21 protein-coding genes and 1 other annotated feature are annotated in these 19,475 nt (G+C 51.0%); of the genes, 19 read left to right on the top strand and 2 right to left on the bottom strand.

The window, feature by feature from the left end; genetic code table 11:
* Positions 1 to 6 precede the first annotated feature (6 nt).
* A complete protein-coding gene (locus CF651_RS08410) occupies positions 7 to 774 on the bottom strand; it encodes a gluconate 2-dehydrogenase subunit 3 family protein (protein WP_094014410.1) in 768 nt (255 codons plus the stop codon).
* 159 nt (positions 775 to 933) lie between these two features.
* Here CF651_RS08410 and CF651_RS08405 point away from each other — a divergent pair, with 159 nt between their 5' ends.
* Positions 934 to 2,832 carry a heparinase II/III family protein gene (locus CF651_RS08405; RefSeq protein WP_094014409.1) on the top strand — a complete coding sequence of 633 codons (1,899 nt, stop codon included), beginning with the start codon at positions 934 to 936 and terminating at the stop codon, positions 2,830 to 2,832.
* Between the two features lie 168 nt (positions 2,833 to 3,000).
* On the opposite strand, the gene CF651_RS08400 is transcribed toward CF651_RS08405, so the two are convergent.
* The gene (locus CF651_RS08400) at positions 3,001 to 4,287 is read right to left on the bottom strand and encodes an N-acetylmuramoyl-L-alanine amidase (protein WP_094014408.1); all 1,287 of its coding nucleotides are present in this window, start codon (positions 4,285 to 4,287) and stop codon (positions 3,001 to 3,003) included.
* A 244-nt stretch (positions 4,288 to 4,531) separates the two neighbouring features.
* Between CF651_RS08400 and CF651_RS08395 the strand changes: the two genes are divergently transcribed.
* The 18 genes from CF651_RS08395 (at position 4,532) to CF651_RS08310 (ending at position 19,467) form a co-directional block, all read left to right on the top strand.
* The gene (locus tag CF651_RS08395; RefSeq protein ID WP_094014407.1) at positions 4,532 to 4,774 is read left to right on the top strand and encodes a DUF4321 domain-containing protein; all 243 of its coding nucleotides are present in this window, start codon (positions 4,532 to 4,534) and stop codon (positions 4,772 to 4,774) included.
* A gap of 51 nt (positions 4,775 to 4,825) precedes the next feature.
* Positions 4,826 to 5,437: a Maf family protein gene (locus CF651_RS08390; protein ID WP_094014406.1), complete on the top strand. Its 612-nt coding sequence runs from the start codon at positions 4,826 to 4,828 to the stop codon at positions 5,435 to 5,437.
* Between the two features lie 57 nt (positions 5,438 to 5,494).
* Positions 5,495 to 6,184: a RadC family protein gene (radC, locus tag CF651_RS08385; RefSeq protein WP_094014405.1), complete on the top strand. Its 690-nt coding sequence runs from the start codon at positions 5,495 to 5,497 to the stop codon at positions 6,182 to 6,184.
* Between the two features lie 47 nt (positions 6,185 to 6,231).
* Positions 6,232 to 7,263, top strand: coding sequence for a rod shape-determining protein (locus CF651_RS08380; RefSeq protein ID WP_094014404.1), 1,032 nt, complete (start codon positions 6,232 to 6,234; stop codon positions 7,261 to 7,263).
* A 36-nt stretch (positions 7,264 to 7,299) separates the two neighbouring features.
* The gene (gene mreC / locus CF651_RS08375; RefSeq protein WP_094014403.1) at positions 7,300 to 8,163 is read left to right on the top strand and encodes a rod shape-determining protein MreC; all 864 of its coding nucleotides are present in this window, start codon (positions 7,300 to 7,302) and stop codon (positions 8,161 to 8,163) included.
* Between the two features lie 2 nt (positions 8,164 to 8,165).
* Positions 8,166 to 8,693, top strand: coding sequence for a rod shape-determining protein MreD (mreD, locus tag CF651_RS08370; protein ID WP_094014402.1), 528 nt, complete (start codon positions 8,166 to 8,168; stop codon positions 8,691 to 8,693).
* 69 nt (positions 8,694 to 8,762) lie between these two features.
* Positions 8,763 to 9,413 carry a septum site-determining protein MinC gene (locus tag CF651_RS08365; RefSeq protein WP_094014401.1) on the top strand — a complete coding sequence of 217 codons (651 nt, stop codon included), beginning with the start codon at positions 8,763 to 8,765 and terminating at the stop codon, positions 9,411 to 9,413.
* A gap of 19 nt (positions 9,414 to 9,432) precedes the next feature.
* Positions 9,433 to 10,227: a septum site-determining protein MinD gene (gene minD, locus CF651_RS08360; RefSeq protein ID WP_094014400.1), complete on the top strand. Its 795-nt coding sequence runs from the start codon at positions 9,433 to 9,435 to the stop codon at positions 10,225 to 10,227.
* 7 nt (positions 10,228 to 10,234) lie between these two features.
* On the top strand, positions 10,235 to 11,380 hold the full coding sequence (locus tag CF651_RS08355) for an FtsW/RodA/SpoVE family cell cycle protein (RefSeq protein ID WP_094014399.1): 1,146 nt from the start codon (positions 10,235 to 10,237) through the stop codon (positions 11,378 to 11,380).
* 162 nt (positions 11,381 to 11,542) lie between these two features.
* Positions 11,543 to 12,460, top strand: coding sequence for a M23 family metallopeptidase (locus CF651_RS08350; RefSeq protein WP_094014398.1), 918 nt, complete (start codon positions 11,543 to 11,545; stop codon positions 12,458 to 12,460).
* Positions 12,453 to 13,337, top strand: coding sequence for a M50 family metallopeptidase (locus CF651_RS08345; protein ID WP_245855780.1), 885 nt, complete (start codon positions 12,453 to 12,455; stop codon positions 13,335 to 13,337). Before CF651_RS08350 ends, CF651_RS08345 begins: the two co-directional genes overlap by 8 nt.
* 23 nt (positions 13,338 to 13,360) lie before the next feature.
* Positions 13,361 to 14,614 carry an Rne/Rng family ribonuclease gene (locus CF651_RS08340; RefSeq protein ID WP_094014396.1) on the top strand — a complete coding sequence of 418 codons (1,254 nt, stop codon included), beginning with the start codon at positions 13,361 to 13,363 and terminating at the stop codon, positions 14,612 to 14,614.
* An 85-nt stretch (positions 14,615 to 14,699) separates the two neighbouring features.
* Positions 14,700 to 14,790 (top strand) — a sequence feature (ribosomal protein L21 leader region).
* A gap of 14 nt (positions 14,791 to 14,804) precedes the next feature.
* The gene (gene rplU, locus CF651_RS08335) at positions 14,805 to 15,116 is read left to right on the top strand and encodes a 50S ribosomal protein L21 (protein WP_094014395.1); all 312 of its coding nucleotides are present in this window, start codon (positions 14,805 to 14,807) and stop codon (positions 15,114 to 15,116) included.
* Positions 15,117 to 15,127: 11 nt separating this feature from the next.
* The gene (locus CF651_RS08330) at positions 15,128 to 15,457 is read left to right on the top strand and encodes a ribosomal-processing cysteine protease Prp (RefSeq protein ID WP_094014394.1); all 330 of its coding nucleotides are present in this window, start codon (positions 15,128 to 15,130) and stop codon (positions 15,455 to 15,457) included.
* Between the two features lie 20 nt (positions 15,458 to 15,477).
* Positions 15,478 to 15,789: a 50S ribosomal protein L27 gene (rpmA, locus tag CF651_RS08325; protein WP_094014393.1), complete on the top strand. Its 312-nt coding sequence runs from the start codon at positions 15,478 to 15,480 to the stop codon at positions 15,787 to 15,789.
* A 153-nt stretch (positions 15,790 to 15,942) separates the two neighbouring features.
* A complete protein-coding gene (locus CF651_RS08320) occupies positions 15,943 to 16,587 on the top strand; it encodes a Spo0B domain-containing protein (protein ID WP_094014392.1) in 645 nt (214 codons plus the stop codon).
* An 11-nt stretch (positions 16,588 to 16,598) separates the two neighbouring features.
* The gene (obgE, locus tag CF651_RS08315; protein WP_094014391.1) at positions 16,599 to 17,900 is read left to right on the top strand and encodes a GTPase ObgE; all 1,302 of its coding nucleotides are present in this window, start codon (positions 16,599 to 16,601) and stop codon (positions 17,898 to 17,900) included.
* Positions 17,901 to 18,234: 334 nt separating this feature from the next.
* The gene (locus CF651_RS08310) at positions 18,235 to 19,467 is read left to right on the top strand and encodes an MFS transporter (RefSeq protein WP_094014390.1); all 1,233 of its coding nucleotides are present in this window, start codon (positions 18,235 to 18,237) and stop codon (positions 19,465 to 19,467) included.
* Positions 19,468 to 19,475 lie beyond the last annotated feature (8 nt).

Genomic DNA, 19,475 nt, shown 5'->3' with positions numbered 1-19,475 from the left:
TCTTGTTCAATGTGCAGTCATATGATCGTGCAGACTGGCCGGTTCAATTTTGACAAACTGGTCTTTGGCCATAATTTCGGTGTAGCTCATTTGGTTGCCAGGGTAATTGCGCATTTTCCAGCCCTGCATATCCTTGTTGCCGCCATACAGCGGATCGGAATAGACGCCTTCGATCGTGAAATTTTTCAGCAGATTGAAAAACTGTTGAGCCGTCCCGCCGGTCACGGTAACCTGTTCTCCCTTTTCGAACAATCCGAGAAGCTCGTCTTGCTGTTCCGGGGCCAGCTCCTGAAACGCTTTCTGATACTTCGATTGGCTTGTATCCTGCAAGGCCTTCAAGCCATGGGTAAACAGGTCATGCCGTTTGATGCTGGGGTAGTTCCCCTGCGTCGGCTCCCCTTTAATGAAGGGACCTATCATGTATTCCTTGCCGTTGTTCCCCCATTGACTGGCAAGCTGGTGATCGATAAAGTAAGCTACGCCCAGCTCCTTCGCTCCGGGGCCGAGGTCATCTTTAGGGAAAATGCGTTCCGACGCGGCTTCCGTCGTATCGAATTGGTCCTGCGTGAAATACATCAAAGCCTGGCTGTAATTTTTAGTCGGTGTTTCCGCCGTCTGTCCTTCCGGGGTTTTGGCCGTATTGTTTTTACGGTTGGCTGCAATGGCTCCTCCGATGACACCGCCGACAATAGCGCCGCCGATCGCTGTGCCAGAATATTTAAGAAACTGACGCCGTGACTGGCTCTCCGGTGCTTTGGGCTGCTCCTTGCTCATACCGATTCCCTCCTCGTATGGTAAATTTGTTTGTATTGTGTCAATGTAAGGAAGTTAATATACCTATATACATCTTCTTTTTTTTGTGATAGAACAGTAGTGACTCATGTACAAGTTCCATCCATCATTAGAATATTTATTAGGAGGGATAAGGAATCAATGGATACGAGAGTGCTTTTTGAAGCTTTAGAGTATGGAGCCAAACAGTTGAAGGGACAGCCCCTTTTTGAGATCGGCCGGAGCGGCAGCAAGTGGGAGGAAATCCGCACTTCGCCAAACCACAGCAAGCTGCTGCAGGAGGTTGTGGAGGTTGGGGAAAGCTTGCGCCAGGAGCCAATCGGGGTGCTGCCATTCTCGAAATATAAACTCTTTGACACGACCGGCAACCGAATCGAATTTGAGAAAGCTTACTTTAAAAACCGTCTTCGGTTGAATACGTTTGCAATCTTGTCCTTGGCGTATGGAAAGCCTCAGGATATCGAAGCGCTGGAAGATATCATCTGGGCCATGTGCGATGAATATACGTGGTGTTTGCCGGCTCACCTTGGCGGACATTCATTAAAGTCGATCGACAAGCTGAATCAGGCTGAAGCGCCTGCATGTGACGGTCAGCTGCACGGGAAGGTGAAGCCGCATCGGCAAACGATCGATTTGTTTGCTTCGGAGACTGCGTTTACGTTAGCTGAAATTTGCAGTCTATTGGAGACCCGGCTGTCCGAGGTGGTGATGAGCAGAGCAAGAAAGGAAATTCGAGAGAGAGTTCTTGAACCGTTCTGTGAACTCGGCTCCTTTTTATTTTGGGAGCAAGCTACCCATAACTGGTCGGCCGTATGCTCCGGCTCTATTGGGTCCGCAGCCCTCTACTTAATCCAGGACAGTGCAGGGCTAACGCCAATCATCGGACGGGTTCTACAGGCGATGGAGTGCTACCTCAGCGGATTTGATGCGGACGGAGCTTGTACTGAAGGGATAGGCTACTGGAACTACGGGTTTGGCTATTATACTTATTTTGCCGACTTATTGAAGCAGCGGACCGGAGGGGCCGTCGATTTATTTACCGGAGAAAAGATCAAGCAGATCGCTTTGTTTCAACAAAAATGCTATCTGAATGAAGATTGGACTGTCAGCTTTTCCGACGCTTCCTTGCACTCGAGCTTTTCGCCCGGCCTGACCGGTTATTTGAAAACCATCTATCCGGAGGTGGAAATGCCGCCGGCCCGTTTCGCTTCATCTTATACGACAGATCATTGTGCCCGCTGGCCGAACGCCGTCCGTAATTTTGTGTGGAGTCTTGCTCCTGAGGCATCGGAAGAAGCAACGGAAGCGGTGTATTATTTGCAGGATGCCGAATGGCTTGTCAGCCGCACGGTAAGTCAGGGGCATGTCGTTAGCTTTGCCGCCAAGGGAGGGCATAATGCGGAGCCGCATAATCATAACGACGTCGGACATTTTATGCTCCATGTGAACGGGACGACCCTGCTGACCGATACGGGGGCCGGAGAGTATACGAAGTCCTACTTCGGGGAACAGCGCTACAGCTACATAGGCAACCGGTCCAAAGGGCATTCAGTTCCTATCATTGAAGGCATAGAACAGCAGGAGGGCAAGCAGTTTGCCGCGCAAGTGCTGGACATATCCACAAGTGAGAATCGGGACGTATTTGCGCTGGAGCTGGCGGGGGCGTATCCGAGCTCCAATTTGCAATCGTTGATTAGAACGTTTCAATTTGATAAAAAAGGGGCTGCCCCTCAGCTTGAGCTCATCGACCGTTACCGGTTTGAGCAGGCGCCGGATTCCATCGTCGAGCGGTTCGTTTCCTTTACGAAGCCGGAGATGGTAAGCGATGGACGCGTTCGGCTGCAGCAGAATAACGCTGTGACGGACCTGATCTTTGATGCGAGTCAGTTGCAATGCTCCGTCGAGCGTGTCGATTTCATGAATCACAGCGGCGTGCGGGAAGATCTGTATCTCCTGGATCTGACGGTGGCGAAGCCCGGTACGGAAGAGACCGTGCGGGTGCAATTTCTTCCGGGAACCCCCGGCGCTTCCGCTTTGTAAAATAACAAAACCCGTGACCCTGCGTTTAAGTCCAAAGACTGCAGGGATCACGGGTTTTGTTTGGTAAATACAAACGTATGGCACCTTGAAAGATGGTGAAGCCGTTTGTCCTTGTGTATAAGACAGACGCGGACTTTCGCCTAAATGTACTGTCCTGCTCATGGGCGGCTAGGGCCGTGCAGGACTCCGCTTTTGCACGTAGCGGTCCAGCAGCGCCGCCGCTTCGGCACGCGTCATGCGGCGGTCCGGCATATAGCGGTCCGCCGTGACGCCGTCAATCCAGCCTGCTTGCTTCAGGCTGGAGATCGCCTGTGCCGACCAGGCATCGGCCGGCACATCCTTGAACGCCTGCGGCAGCGGCGCTGCAGGTGCAGCACTTGCCTGCGGCAGCGCCAGCCGCTGGAACATGGCGGCGACCTCCGCCCGCGTGACGGGCCGGTCGGGACGAAGCGTCCCGTCCTCATACCCGTCCAGCACGCCGGCGCGAACCGCCTTGTTCAAGGCCGCGTAGGCCCAGTGGCCTGCCGCCGCGTCCTTGAACGGGGCGGGTGCAGGCCAGGTGCACCCGCCTGCGTACACGGCTTTGGCGACGGCGCTGCAGCCGCCGGCGCCAAGAGTGGGCTGGACCTTCGACAGGTCGAAGATCCGGTCCAGCAGGGTGACCCACTCCGCCCGAGTCAGCTCGCGGTCGGGCTGGAACTGCTTGCCGACGCCGTCGAGGATGCCCTGCGTCTTGAGGCGGGCGATCGCTTCCCGGGCCCAATGGGTCCGCGTATCCGTGAACCCCTCGCCCCCTTGGGCATCCGGGGGCAGGTACGCTTCAATGCCGCTCTCGATGGCTTGAGCCATCTGCGTACGGACCTCTGGGGTGGAGAGCATCGCGGCATCCTGGGCATTCGATAAGAAAGCGGTTTCTACAAGAATGCTCGGAATTTGCCCCATACGGATTACGTATACCGCACTGGGCAGCAGCCCGCGGTTTTCCACATCGGTCGAGCGAACGAATGTGTCGAGCATCTGCTGGGCGAAGGCGCGGCTTTGCGGAGTAAGCTGTGACATTTGGGGACTTGCAGGGTAGTCCTCTTGAGGATAGGCGCTATCATAGTAAAGCACCATCGCTCCGCGGGTGCCCGCATTCGAGTACGAATTCGCATGGATGGAGACGAATAAGTCCGCTTGCTGTGCATCGGTGAATTGTACGCGATCCTTTAAGCTGATGAAGGTATCGTCCGTCCGGGTCATTGCGACCTCATAGCCGCGCTTGATAAGCAGCTCTCTGACTTGCAGGGCGATATCCAGATTGACTGTTTTTTCATTGAGTCCATTCACGCCGATAGCGCCCGGGTCCGACCCGCCGTGGCCGGCATCCACCACAATTTTCGCCGCCTCGGACATCGATGGGAAAGCGATGGCGCAGGCCATCAGTAAGCTGAAGATAGTAAAAGGCCGACGCATATGTATAGTATCCCTCCTGTTGTTCAGCGCATAGGAATCATTCCCCTTCGCTATCATTTCGAACGGGGGTATCCTTTTGGCGATACGATCTCGCTGACGGGTGCGGCCGCTCATCATCGAGAAGCATTGCAGACAGACGCTGCTCCCATTGTACAAGGCACTGGAACCTATTGTAATCAGGTAACATTCTCCAAATCTATGATATAATTATGGGTAAGTATATTCATAGGGAAGGATCGTCCATTTGAAAAAAAATACATTTACTTTCATCTTATTGCTCATCATAGGATTAGTGGCGGGAACGTTGATCGGCCAACTGCTGTCATCGGTGCCGGCCTTATCGTTTTTGACCAAATCCGTAGAGCTGTCCTGGAAGCCCAAAGCGGATCTACTCGTTTTGAAATACGACCTTCTTTTAGAGCTCAAGCTGAGCCTGATCAGTCTGCTCGGTTTGGCAGCCGCCTTTTGGCTGTACCGCAAGCTGTAACGCAAGCTTAAACAAACAACTATCATACCATTCGGGACAAGGAGTCTATATATGTCGATGAAGGAACAGAAAAAACTGATTTTGGCGTCATCATCGCCCCGTCGTCAGGAATTGATTCAATCCCTTCGGCTGCCGTTTGAAATCAGAGTCAGCGATGTGAACGAGGACACGGAGCCGGGACTCAGCCCGCAGCAAGTCGTGGAACAATTATCCAGTCGCAAAGCGGGAGCAGTGTACGAATTGTATAAGGTAGAGCAGCCGGAGGGCAGCGAGGGGGTTATCATCGGCTCCGATACGATTGTCGTGCTCGATTCCCTCGTTCTTGGCAAGCCGAAGGACAAGCAGGACGCTTTCCTTACGCTCAAACGGCTTCAGGGGAGGGCGCACAAGGTATACAGCGGGGTATCCTGCATCGATCTTCGGACGGGACAAGAGCTGGTCTCCTGCCAGATGGTGTCAGTTTCGATGAAGGCGTTGACGGATGACCAAATCGAGCGTTATATTGATACGGGCGAACCGATGGACAAGGCTGGATCCTACGGGATTCAAGGCTTGGGCGCCACCCTTGTGGAACGGATTGAGGGCGATTATTTCAGTGTCGTCGGCCTGCCGATGTCGCTGCTGAGCGATTTGCTGCGGCGTCTGGGCGTTGCTGTTATTTAACCCGGCATCATGCTATAATGGGTGTTCACAACATTTTTGAATGAAAGAGGGGAATGAATGGAATCGAGCAATGTCATATTGCGCGATGTCCCAAACGAAGAACGACCTAGAGAACGCATGATGCAGTATGGGGCTCAAGCATTAAGTAACGCGGAACTGCTGGCAATCTTGCTTCGGACCGGCACGTATCAGGAATCGGCTGTCTTATTGGCTCAGCGTGTGCTTAGTCAAGCAGGCGGGCTGCGTAATCTCGTAGATATGAGCCTGGAGCAGCTGACGGAAATCAAAGGAATTGGCGCCGCCAAAGGACTGCAAATCCAAGCCGGCATCGAACTCGGCCGCAGGCTGGCCCGCAGTACGATGGAGGACACGGTAACCGTTCGTTCGCCGAAGGATGTAGCGGACTTGCTAATGGAAGAGCTGCGTTATTTAAACAAAGAGCATTTTGTTTGTCTGTTTTTAAATACAAAAAATCACGTCATAGGTCAGGAGACGCTATCGATGGGGAGCCTGAACGCATCCATCGTTCATCCGAGGGAAGTATTCCGGGCGGCGATCAAGCGGAGCAGCGCTTCGATTATTTGCGTTCACAACCACCCTAGCGGCGATCCGACCCCAAGCTCCGAAGACGTACAGATGACCCAGCGGCTCGTGGAAGCCGGTGATATTGTCGGCATTGAGGTGCTCGATCATATCGTGATTGGCGATCGGAAGTTTGTCAGTTTAAAGGAGCAAGGTTTGATGTAACATAAACATAATAGAAATTTGGTAACGACAAGGAAGGGAGTACCTACATGTTTGGTGGTTTCACAAAAGACCTGGGTATCGATCTGGGCACTGCAAATACGTTGGTTTATGTCAAAGGCAAAGGGATCGTTGTCCGGGAGCCGTCCGTTGTGGCGCTGCGCACCGATACAAAGACGATTGAAGCGGTAGGAGAGGCCGCCAAGAAAATGATTGGGCGTACTCCTGGAAATATTAGAGCCGTCCGTCCGATGAAAGACGGGGTTATCGCAGATTTCGATACGACCTCGACAATGATCAAATATTTCATTCGCCAGGCGCAAAAGCAGCGCTTGCTGTTCCAGCGCCATCCGAGCGTGATGGTATGTGTCCCGTCGGGTATTACGGCAGTGGAGAAGCGTGCGGTCGAGGATGCTACCCGTCAGGCGGGAGCGCGTGACGCCTATACGATTGAGGAACCGTTCGCAGCGGCGATCGGTGCCGATCTGCCGGTATGGGAGCCGACAGGCAGTATGGTTGTAGATATCGGCGGCGGGACGACCGAGGTGGCCGTCATTTCTCTTGGAGGCATCGTTACCAGCCGGTCCATTCGTGTGGCCGGAGACGAGATGGATGAGGCGATTACGCAGTATATCAAGCGTACATACAACCTCATGATTGGGGAACGTACGGCGGAATCGATCAAAATGGAGATCGGCTCGGCCATGTCAAGCGATCAGCCGGTTCGATTCGAAATTCGCGGCAGAGACTTGGTGAGCGGCCTGCCTAAGACGATGGCTATTACCTCTGAGGAAATTACCGAAGCCTTGGCGGATACGGTCAACAGTATCGTGGAAGCGGTGAAGGTAACCTTGGAGAAGTGTCCTCCCGAGCTTTCGGCGGATATTATGGACCGCGGGATTGTACTGACGGGCGGAGGCGGATTGCTGCGCAATCTGGATAAGCTGCTGTCCCGCGAAACCGGCATGCCGGTGCTTGTGGCTGAGAATCCGCTGGATTGCGTGGCCATTGGAACGGGAAGAGCGCTCGAAAATATTCATTTGTTCCGGAAATCGGGTCCTGCGGGCAAATCCAGGCGTTAATAATACTTTGGCATTCAAGCTTAGAAGGTGGTTGCGGTGAAATTACTGGGGAACAAGAGGCTGCTCATTTTGATGCTGGGCCTCATCTGTTTTATTGCCCTGATGGGCTTGACGCTGGGCAAACGCGAACGCATGACCTGGCCGGAAAAATTTATAACCGACACCGTCTCCTGGACTCAAGGACTGTTTTATAAGCCCGCTGGCTACATAGCGGGTTTCTTTGAGGATATGGGACAATTGCGTACGATTTTCGAGGAGAACAAGGTGCTGAAGCAAACCTTGACGAAGTACGCCCGTGACACGACACGGCTGAACGATCTGGAGCAGCAGAACAAAAGGCTGCAGGAGGCCCTTGGCTTTACGGAACGTCAGAAGCAGACCAACAACTATACCTTTCGTATCGCCGAGGTCGTAGCCGTTAACCCTGACCTGCTTAATAATACGGTTCGGATCAATCTCGGGGAGAAAGACGGTGTGAAGCCGAATATGGCCGTCATGTCCGTCGAAGGCTTGGTTGGCCGGGTCAAGCAGGTATCCTCCTTTTATTCCAATGTCCAGCTCCTGAAGGGAATCGATGATACGTCCGATGATTCCAAGGCCATTGCGGTAACCGTGAAGGGCAAGGAGAATGAATCCTTCGGCATTATCGAGAGCTATGATCGCGAGAAGCAAAAGCTGGTCATGACCAAAATCGATCCGAACGATAAGCTTGCAGTTGGCGATGTCGTCATTACGTCGGGCTTGGGCCAAATTTTCCCGAAAGGGATTGAAGTCGGTAAAGTGATTTCCCGGGAGCCGGGTAATTTCGGCATTTCGCATGTCGCGGTCATTCAGCCGTTTGCGTCGTTTGACCATTTGCGCGAGGTATTCGTCGTGATCACTCCGGAGCAGGGGGGTTGATTGTGACCAGAAAGTTGCTTTGGCTTATTTTACTTGGACTCTTTATTCTCGAGGGGACGCTGCTGCAGTGGATTATACCGGAGGTATGGCAATCCAAGGTATATGTAGCACCCCATTTTATTTTAGTCATCGTACTGTACATCGGACTTTATGTTGACCGTCATACCGCTTTGGTCTACGGGCTGGTGTTCGGCTTGCTCCAGGACTTTATGTATTATTCTCCTATGCTTGGACCGATTTCCTTTGCGATGGGGCTGACCGGATACCTGGCAGGCTTGACGCATCGCCGTCTTTTTTCCAACATCGCCGTAAGCATGCTGGTCATAGGCTTGGGCAATCTTTTTTTCGAATGGATACTTTACGGCTTATACAGAGTATTCCAGGTCACCCACCTGGATCTGCAATGGGCATTCTTCCATCAGATGCTTCCAAGCATGCTGATCAATCTTCTTTTCGCTCTGATTGTGTACGTGCCTGTAAGGAAGCTCTTCGAGAGCATGCAGAGCGTCTCATCCGCAGCGGACGAATAATTTTTCCGGGGAAGAAGGAGATGGGGAGAATTTTGCCGAATTGTATAGGCTGGGAGGTTGGAGATGTGTATGACTGCGGTGAAGCATCATGTGACGATCAAGGGAGTCAAGGACGGCCTTGTTTTTTTGCTGGACGACACCTGTGAATTTGACGAACTGATTAAGGAGCTACAGCACAAGCTGGAGAAAACCCATCAAAAAATTTTGACGGGTCCGATCATTCATGTATATATCAAGCTTGGTTCACGCCAGGCTTCCGAAGAAGAAAAAGAACAAATCCGCTCCATCATCGGGCAAAAGGGCAATTTGTTGATTCAATCCATTGAGTCTCTTGCAGACGACGCCTCCTCGGCACTGGCTAATATGTCGGATGTGAAACTGTTGAAGGGCATGGTGCGTTCGGGACAAACATTGACCGAGGAAGGCAATATTTTATTTCTCGGCGACATTAATCCCGGCGGGACGATCATCAGTTCAGGGAGTATTTATATTATGGGCTCCCTCCGGGGGATGGCTCATGCAGGGGTCGACGGGGATGAGTCTGCCGTTATTGCAGCTTCACACTTGAGGCCGACACAGCTGCGGATTGCCTCGATTATTAGCAGACCGCCGGATGAGTGGGGAATTAACGAAGCGTTTATGGAATACGCCTACGTCAAGCAAGGCAAGATGGAAATCGATAAAATACATCAATTGCACAGATTGGAAATGAAGCAGTAACGTGAAGGAGTTGAGCCGTATGGGAGAGGCAATCGTCATTACTTCGGGCAAAGGTGGTGTCGGTAAGACGACCACGTCCGCCAATATCGGAACGGCGCTGGCGCTTCAGGGGAAAAAGGTGTGCATGGTGGACACCGATATCGGATTACGCAATTTGGACGTGGTGATGGGGTTGGAAAACCGGATCATCTATGATTTGATAGACGTAGCGGAAGGGCGCTGCCGGCTGCCGCAGGCTTTGGTGAAGGACAAGCGGTTCGATGAGCTTTATATGCTTCCCGCTGCACAAACCAAAGACAAGCATGCGATTTCGCCCGAGGCGGTACGGGATATCGTGCTGGAGCTGAAAAAGGATTTCGATTTTGTCATTATCGACTGTCCGGCGGGGATAGAGCAGGGCTTTAAAAATGCAGTCGCCGGCGCAGATAAAGCGATTGTCGTGACTACGCCGGAAAATGCGGCGGTACGGGACGCTGACCGGATTATCGGGCTGCTTGAGAATGAGCGGATCGAGTCTCCGAAGCTGATCATTAACCGCATCCGCGCAAACATGGTCAAAAAAGGCGAAATGCTGGATATCGACGAAATCTGCTCTGTACTGGCCATCGATCTGCTTGGGATTGTGCCTGATGACGAGTATGTTATTAAAGCGGCGAATATGGGTGAGCCGACGGTCATGAATCCGAATTCGCGCGCCGCGATCGCTTACCGCAATATCGCAAGAAGGATGCTTGGGGATACGGTACCTCTTATGCCGATGGAAGAAAAGCCGGGCGTCATTCGCAAATTAAAGAAGTTTATTGGAATAGGATGAGCGGGAAGTGCTGCACAAATTTAAAAAAATAGATTTTCCCATTGTAGCCATCTTGTTAGTGTTTATGGTCATCAGCACCTTGCTGGTTTACAGCGCTACGCTGGATGATCCGACCATTAAATTCGATTTGCAAAAAATCATACTTATTTACGTCATATCGATTCTTGCTTTTATGGGTATTACCTTTATCGATTTTCGCGCGCTGTTAAAAATATCCCCTTATCTGTACATTGCCGGGCTGTGCTTGCTGGCCGCGGTATATGCATTCGGTAAAGAAATCAACGGAGCCAAGAGCTGGTTTGAGCTGCCGGGCGGGCTCCTGTTTCAGCCGGCGGAGCTGTCCAAGCTGCTGCTGATCATTTCCCTGGCTGCTTTTTTGGCCAGAAGGCAGGGAGAGCCGCTGCTTTTGTTGACGGATGTCATCCCGGTCGGTCTGATTATGGCGGTCCCTTTTGCACTCGTGCTGATTCAGCCGGACTTGGGGAATGCCATTATTTTTATCGTTATTTTTATAGGCATGCTGTGGATCGGGAATGTGAAGTATCTTCATTTTCTCATCGGGGCGCTGGTCGTCGCCGCCTTGTTCGCCGGTTTTTTATACATGTTTAACCATTACCACGAACCGATCAAGCAGTATTTTACCGAGCAGGGCAAAGGTCACTGGGTGGCACGTCTGGATACATTTATTAACCCGGACTCTGCAACAAAGGATCAGAAGTTCCAGGTCGATAACTCGATTAAGGCTATCGGCTCCGGTGGATTGACGGGGGAGAAATATTTGCAAGGCACCTCGGTTCACCGGCATTTTATTCCTTATGCGTATTCGGACTCCATTTTCGTCGTGCTTGCGGAAGAATTCGGGTTTGTGGGCTCATCGATCCTGCTTCTCCTGTACTTCGTGCTGATCTATAGAATGATCCTGATCTCCATTCAATGCGGGGACAAGGGCGGCTCCTACATTATTGTGGGGGTTGTGTCCATGTTTGTGTTTCAGATTTTTGAAAATGTCGGTATGCTGATCGGGATCATGCCGCTCACCGGCATAACGCTGCCATTCATCAGTTACGGCGGTACCTCGCTGTTAATTAATATGATGAGCATCGGGCTGGTCATGAGTACGAAGGTCCATCAAGAAAGTGAGCCGAATTATTAGTTTCGTCTTTGCTTAGTCATTGTGTTGCATTGCTCAAAGAGGCAGTTTTCCGGGAGTAAAGCTTTCGGAAGGCATGTCTCTTTTTTTGCCATGACCGCACTTCCCTTTGTTATATTCAAGTGTACAGGCTCATAGGATGAAGTATATGAGGGGGAGTCGTCTATGGAAACCAAAAACAAGGTGCGCCAGAGGCGCATGGAACGAATCCGCAGCTTGCAGGAATCGGGAGCGGAACGCCGCACTTATCATATGACTGCACCGCATGAAGAGAACCATACACGGTTCCAGGGCAAGCCGGCGGGTGCCGGGGGAGAGCTGCGTCACAGCAGAGGACCTGCGGTGGAACCCGAGCTTATCGAACGCTGGAATGATCCCGAATATGCATGGAAGCAGCGGTGGGAGAAAAATTTGGGTGACTACTCGTACGAGGATGATAACCATTCCTATGAAGGGGGCCGGTGGGGACCGGGGAAAAGAAGGTTCCGCCGGAAGCTGATTCTCAGCTGCATTTTATTCGCCTTGGTGTATGGGATGTTTCAATGGGATCATCCGTGGGCCAATCGGGGGAAAGCGTTTGTTTCCTCCGCATTGCAAGAGCCGTTTGATTTTCAGCCGGTTGCGCTTTGGTATGAACGCCAGTTCGGCGGGTCTCCTCATTTGCTGCCCGCTCTTAACCCTGTGAAGCAGCCGGATGCGGAGAAGGTATCGGTGCTATCCAAGCATTATTTTACGCCTGTGAAGGGGAGTAAAATTATCGCCCCCTATGAGCCGAGCAGGCTGGGCGTCACACTGGAGACCAAAGCGGATGCTACGGTGTCGGCTATGGATACCGGATTGGTAGTGTACGTCGGCAGCAAGGAAGACACAGGATACACGGTCATTATCCGTCATACGAACGGGCTGCAATCCGTCTATGGATGGATTGAGCAGGGCCGTGTCGAGCTTAATGACTGGGTCAAGGGAGGGGAGACGATCGGGACCGTGTCCAAGAACAGCACGAATCAATCGGGCTACCTCTACTTCGCAGTGTCCAAGGATAATGCATTTGTGAACCCGGCGGATGTGGTACGTTTTGATTAAATGGAATCGATGGTTCGGTACATCGTACCGATTTCACCCGCTGTTCTCGATTGTCATCCTGCTTTCGGTGTTTGCCGGCTATTTCGTAGAAACGGCCACTTTGTTCGGTATTGTCCTTATCCATGAGCTCGGGCATGTTATGGCGGCCAAAAGCTTCGGCTGGCGGGTGAGAGAGGTACAGCTGCTGCCCTTTGGCGGTGTTGCCGTAATGGACGAGCTTGGCAGTGTGCCGGCCTGGCAGGAAATCGTCGTTTCGCTTGCCGGTCCGCTCCAGAACGGCTGGATGATTGTCATCGCCTATGCGCTGCAGCTCACCGGTGTAGTAAATGAAGAATGGACCCAATATGTTATCCAAGCCAATATCTTTATCGCCTTGTTTAATTTGCTGCCGATTCTTCCGCTGGACGGAGGGAAAATTATGCAGTCTCTGATGAGCCTATGGCTTCCTTACCAGCGGACGATTGCATTGAACTGCATGTTAAGCCTGGTTTTCAGCGCGCTGCTGATCGTGGTCTCCATACTGCACTTGTATCGCGGAAGCATTCAGCTGAATTTGCTTATGATCGCCGTTTTTCTGCTTGTTTCCAATTGGTATTCGTACAAGAGCTTGTCGTATCATTTTATGCGCTTTCTGATTAACAGAGAGTTTACGCTTCAGCGGCTTATGAATCGGGGCACCTTGGCTCAGCCCATCATCGTCCATGGACGGCGGAAGGTTACGGATATCGTCCGGCTCTTTATGCGCGAGAAATACCACCTGGTGTATGTCATGGATGAACACGGGGCCATTTGCCGTGTGCTTCCGGAGCAACCGCTGCTGCATACGTATTTCAATGAAACGAAGCGGGGGAGTGCCATTTCCGAGCTTTTCATGTAAAATGGAGACCGAGGTGGAAAATCATGAAACGTATGCTGGTGCAATGTAGTCAGGACCAGATCGAAGTGGCTGTAATGGAAGACGGGAGATTGGTTGAGTATGATAATGAATCTCGTGGAGCGGAACAACTCGCGGGCAACATGTATCTAGGTCGGGTTGTTAGTGTCTTGCAAGGGATGCAGGCAGCGTTCCTCGATATTGGATTGGATAAAAACGCCTTTTTATATATAGATGATATTTTACCCGCACACTTGGACAGACAGCCTAAACAGAAGCCGCCGATTACGGAGCTGGTTCAGGTTGGACAAACGGTGCTGGTACAAGTCGTAAAGGAACCGGTGGGGACGAAAGGGGCCCGGGTGACCACGCATCATTCCATCCCGGGCCGCTGGGGTGTTTATATGCCGAACGCAGACTATGTAGGCGTTTCCCGTAAGATTGAGCATGAAGCGGAGCGGGAACGGTTGAAAGCCGTGGCCGAACGTCGGTTAGAGCGGGGGGAAGGATTCATCGCCCGTACCGCCGCCGAAGGCATAGACGAGGAGTCGATCCTATCCGACCTTGCTGAGCTGCGCCAACGCTGGCAGGTCGTGGAGGAGTCCGCTAACCAAAAGGGCCCGGTCCCGCGCAAGGTATATACGGACTTCGGGCTGCTGCCTCGTTGGATTCGGGATGTGTTTCAGGATGATGTGGAAGGCCTTTGGGTCAACGATCCGGAAGCGTACGCTTTGATTATGACGCTGCTGCGCAACACCTCCGATTCTTTCCGGGACCGCGTGCATTTGTATACGAACCCAAGGATTCCATTATTCATCAATTTTGATGTGGAAGAGCAGCTGAAGAATGGGTTCAAGCGGAAGGTGTGGCTGGAGAATGGCGGCTACCTGATCGTTGATTATACAGAGGCTTTGACGGTATTTGACGTAAATACCGGAAGGTACACCGGAAGTATCGATTTGGAGCAGACGGCCAAAGATACGAACGTGCTGGCAGCCAAAGAAATTGCAAGACTGCTAAGGCTGAGGGATATCGGCGGGCTGATTATTATCGATTTCATTGATATGGACCAGGATGCCCATCGCCAAGCCGTGTATCAGATGCTGGCCGGAGAATCCAGAAAGGACCGGACCAAGACAGTGATTGCAGGCTGGACCAAGCTCGGCCTGGTGGAGCTGACGCGCAAGAAGGTACGGGACGGCAAAGAAAAGCTGGCGGTCAAACGGTGCTCCGCATGTGAAGGCACCGGCTGGGTATGGACGGCGGAGGGAAAGTCATAATCATACTTCTTATTGAAGCAGGTAAAACCAAATAGGCCATTGCATTGATTTGACCTTTGTGATAGAATGTTCAGGTATGTTGCAAAACATGCTGTAACCGCACGAAGCGGGTTTAGTGAAGTGCATTTTCCGTAGGGGAGATGTCACCTGGCTTTTAGGCGAGTCTGAGACATGAGGGAGGTGCAACGAAATGTACGCAATTATTGAAACAGGTGGTAAACAGTATAAAGTTCAAGAAGGCGATGTTCTTTACATCGAGAAATTGAACGCTGGTGAAGGCGAGTCCGTTACTTTTGACAAAGTATTGGCTGTCTCCAAAGAAAGCGGTTTGGTGCTTGGCGCTCCGCTGGTTTCCGGCGCAGCTGTATCCGCGAAAGTGGAAAAGCACGGTAAAGGTGAGAAAATCATCGTTTACAAATACAAAGCGAAAAAGAACTACCGTCGTAAGCAAGGTCACCGTCAGCCTTACACTAAAGTTGTGATTGACAAAATCCAGGCTTAAGGAATAAGGCGATGATTCGGGTAACGATCAAACGGAGTCCTGACGGCCTTATTCAATCGTTCCGAGTGAAAGGTCATGCGCTGTATGATGAGCCAGGCAAAGACATTGTTTGCGCCGGCGTCTCAGCGGTGACGGTCGGTACCGTCAATGCGGTTGAAGCTTTATTAGGACTGGAGCTGCAAGCGAAAACCAAGCATGGTTTCCTTGATGTTACAGTGCCGGATCAGCTTGAGGCTGCATTGTCCGAAAAGGTACAGATGCTCATGGAGTCGATGGTCGTCATGCTGCAATCGATAGAACAATCGTATGGTGCATATATAGCTATGCAGGATCAACATTAATGAAGAAGGAGGTAGACATCATGCTACAATTAAATCTTCAATTGTTCGCTTCCAAGAAGGGTGTAGGTTCCACAAAGAACGGTCGTGACAGTATTGCGAAGCGTCTTGGCGTTAAACGTGCAGACGGCCAGCAAGTAACTGCAGGCAGCATCCTGGTTCGTCAACGCGGAACGAAAATTCACCCGGGCAACAACGTAGGTATCGGTACCGATGATACGCTGTTCGCAAAGGTTGAAGGCGTTGTGAAGTTTGAGCGTTTGGGTCGTGATCGCAAGAAAGTTAGCGTCTACCCTGTAGACGCTGCGCCTGTGGCTGCGGCTTTGGAAGTTTAATTCCGTCATCGACGATAACCCCGGCGATTTAAGTTCGCCGGGGTTATTTTTAGTTTATTCCGTAGTAAGAGCGAAGTGAACTTTTGGGAGTAACATGCTATACTGTTAGGGCTAGGATCAAGCGCGGGTGCGTGGGTCGAAAGAGGTAGAGCAATGAACTCGAATCGTACGAGCAGCAGCGAGCAAGCGGATAAATTGGCTTTGGAGACGGCTTTTCCAAAGCTGCCTACTGATGATTGGGGGAAGGAACATCACCTTCACGTCATCTCCTTGTTTAATCACTACCGTCACGATTGGATGAATGAAATCCAACTGCTGTTCGGCTACGTGAAATTAAAAAAATATGATAAATTAGACGGTCTCATGGAGAAAATAAAAATAAAGGTGCAGCGAGAGAGTCTGATTTCCAAATTAGGCGTGCCTGAGCTGGTTGTTTACTTGTTTTCTTTTCAATCCATGGTGAAGGATCTGCTGCTGGAAGTGGAATTGGAGCAGGAAATTCGCCTCAATGAGATCATGCAGGACACGAATTCCATCAGTCGTTTGCTAATGGGAATGCTGGAGGTATTGAAGTGCAACGCTCATGACTCGGAAGACGAACATCATGTGAAACTTCAGTTGACAGCGGATTCCGAATTTTTTAACGCTGATTTTCGATATCAGGGTGCGATTAACCCGTCTTTGTTTCGAGAGAGGCTGAGGCCTCTGCTGGAACATTATGGTCCCCAGCTTCAATGGCATATTCAAATGGAAGATTATCAGGCGGTTATTGGAATAGCAGTGCCCCTGAATACATAAAGAGGTGGAGCATGTTTGTAGATAAAGCGAAGATTTATGTAAAAGGCGGAGACGGCGGGGACGGATTGGTTGCTTTTCGAAGGGAGAAGTACGTTCCGGAGGGAGGTCCGGGAGGCGGAGACGGCGGAGATGGCGGAGACGTAATCTTTCGCGTGGACGAAGGCTTGCGAACGCTGATGGACTTCCGTTACCAGAAGCATTTTAAAGCGGAGCGCGGGGAAAAAGGCCGGAACAAAAGCCAGCACGGTGCAAATGCGGACGATATGGTCGTTCGTGTGCCGCCGGGTACGGTTGTGATCGATGACGACAGTCAAGAAATTTTGGCCGACCTGACGCGCCATGGGCAAGAGGTCGTTGTGGCCAAAGGGGGCCGCGGCGGTAGAGGAAATATCCGGTTCGCGACACCGAACAATCCAGCTCCTGAAATCGCTGAGAATGGCGAGGAAGGCGAGGAGCGTTGGGTTGTGCTTGAGCTGAAGGTAATGGCGGATGTAGGCTTGGTAGGCTTCCCGAGCGTAGGGAAATCCACCTTGCTATCCGTTGTTTCGGCTGCCCAGCCTAAGATTGGAGCGTACCATTTCACCACCTTGACACCGAATTTGGGTGTTGTGGATGTGGGAGACGGACGCAGCTTCGTGATGGCGGACTTGCCGGGGCTGATCGAGGGTGCGCATGAAGGCGTAGGCTTGGGACATGAATTTTTGAGGCATGTGGAACGGACGCGCGTCATTGTCCATATCATTGATATGGCCGCAACAGATGGGCGGGATCCTTTTGATGACTGGCTGAAGATCAATGATGAGCTGAAGCTTTACAACAGCAAGCTGGAAGAAAGACCGCAAATCGTCGTGGCCAACAAAATGGACATGCCCGAAGCGGCAGATCATCTGGTTGAATTTAAGAACCGGCTGGCCGCTCTCAATCAGGAAATTCAAATTTTGGAGATGTCCGCGATTACGAAGAACGGGGTTCAAGAGCTGCTGTATAAAGTTGCGGACCTGCTCGAAACCATTCCGGAAATGCCTCTTGTTGAAGACCTGATCGATCTGTCTGAACGGAAAGTATTCCGTCTGGAAACGAAGGATGATGAGGATTATACGATTCGCCGGGATAATGAGGATTTCGTAGTGGAAAGTCCGAGCCTGGAAAGGCTGATCAAACGGACCAATTTCAGTACGGAGGAAGCAGTTATGCGTTTCGCTCGTATTCTACGGAAAAAAGGAATCGACCAAGCGCTACGTGAACGCGGAGCGAAGGACGGACAAACCGTTCGTATCGGTGATTTTGAATTTGAATTCGTGGAAAAAGAATAATTGCTTCGTACTTAGATGCAAAAGGAAAGATCATAATTCAATCGAACGCCTTCTCTCATGTTAAGCTCATGTGAGGGAGGCGTTTATTTTTGGGCTATTTTCCAATATAACACGAACTATCAAAGATGATTTGCTTTTTAATGTTCGTGAATAAAAGTTTTTGATCAATAAAACGATAATTTTTTATGGAAAATCAATTAAAAACATGAACTTTTTTTATTGAAAGCCATTGAATTTTTCGGAACCAAAATGTATATTAGGATTATGTTATTAATCCTCACATAAATAGTACACGAAAACTAAAAAAAGAGTTATAATTAGGAGGTAATGTGGAGTGGATGTAAAAAGTTTTAGGAAATCGGGGCATTTTCCAAGTTTATTGTCAGCATTTCTCTACTTTGATGTTAGTTTTATGATCTGGGTGTTATGCGGTGCCTTGTCGCTGTATATCACCAAAGACTTTGGTCTTACAGATGCACAGAAGGCCACGATGGTTGCGATTCCGACCTTAGGAGGATCAATCTTCCGGATTCCGATGGGGATATTGGCGGATCGGATCGGATCGAGAAAAACAGGCATTATCGGTATGGTGCTTACAATTATCCCGCTGCTGTGGGGCTGGCTCGGAGGAACAAGCTTGACTCAGGTGCAGTCGCTCGGCTTTTTACTCGGTATTGCAGGAGCGAGCTTCGCCGTTTCCTTATCGCTTGCAAGCCGCTGGTACCCTCCGCAATACCAGGGATTGGCGATGGGGATTGCCGGAGCGGGCAACAGCGGTACCGCATTGGCAACGTTTTTTGGACCTCAGCTGGCAGCGACCATGGGCTGGCACAATGTTTTCGGCCTGACGATTATCCCTTTGCTGCTTGTTCTTATCGTTTATTGCTTTATGGCCAAGGATGCTCCGAACCAACCGGCACCTAAAAAATGGGGCGACTATTTGTCAGTGATGAAAAATGTGGATACTTGGTGGTTCAGCGTATTTTACGCAATTACGTTCGGCGGCTTCGTCGGGTTTTCTAACTACTTCAGCATTTTCTTCTACGATGTATATGGAGATAAAACGATAGCGGGAGGCTTGACGAAGGTCCAGATCGGTTACCTTGTCACCATCACTGTGATTGCAGGAAGCTTCTTCCGTCCTATCGGCGGCTATATTGCAGATAAAATAGGCGGCATGCGGTTCATGCTTCTGCTGTATTCGATTATTACGGTTTGTGCCTTTGCGGTTTCCACAATGCCGAGCTCCTTTTTGACCATGCTCATTATTACCAGCGTTATGATGGCCTGCCTGGGGATGGGGAACGGCTCCATTTTTCAACTGGTACCGCAGCGGTTTTCCAAAGAAATCGGTGTAGTGACAGGGGTCGTAGGCGCAGCGGGAGGCTTGGGCGGATTTTTGCTACCGAACAACGTACTGGGTCCATTGAAGCAAGCGACGGGGACGCATGTAACCGGCTTTATCGTTGTAGCATCCATCGTCTTTGTCGTTACCCTGGTGTTTTATGCTATCACACGCAGCTGGAGAAAAGCTTGGGCCTCTTCCGGTTCCGGCGTCAACTATTGATGAAATGA

The organism is Paenibacillus rigui (genome assembly GCF_002234615.1).
Taxonomy (GTDB): domain Bacteria; phylum Bacillota; class Bacilli; order Paenibacillales; family NBRC-103111; genus Paenibacillus_S; species Paenibacillus_S rigui.
This window is presented reverse-complemented; position numbering and strand designations above follow the sequence as displayed.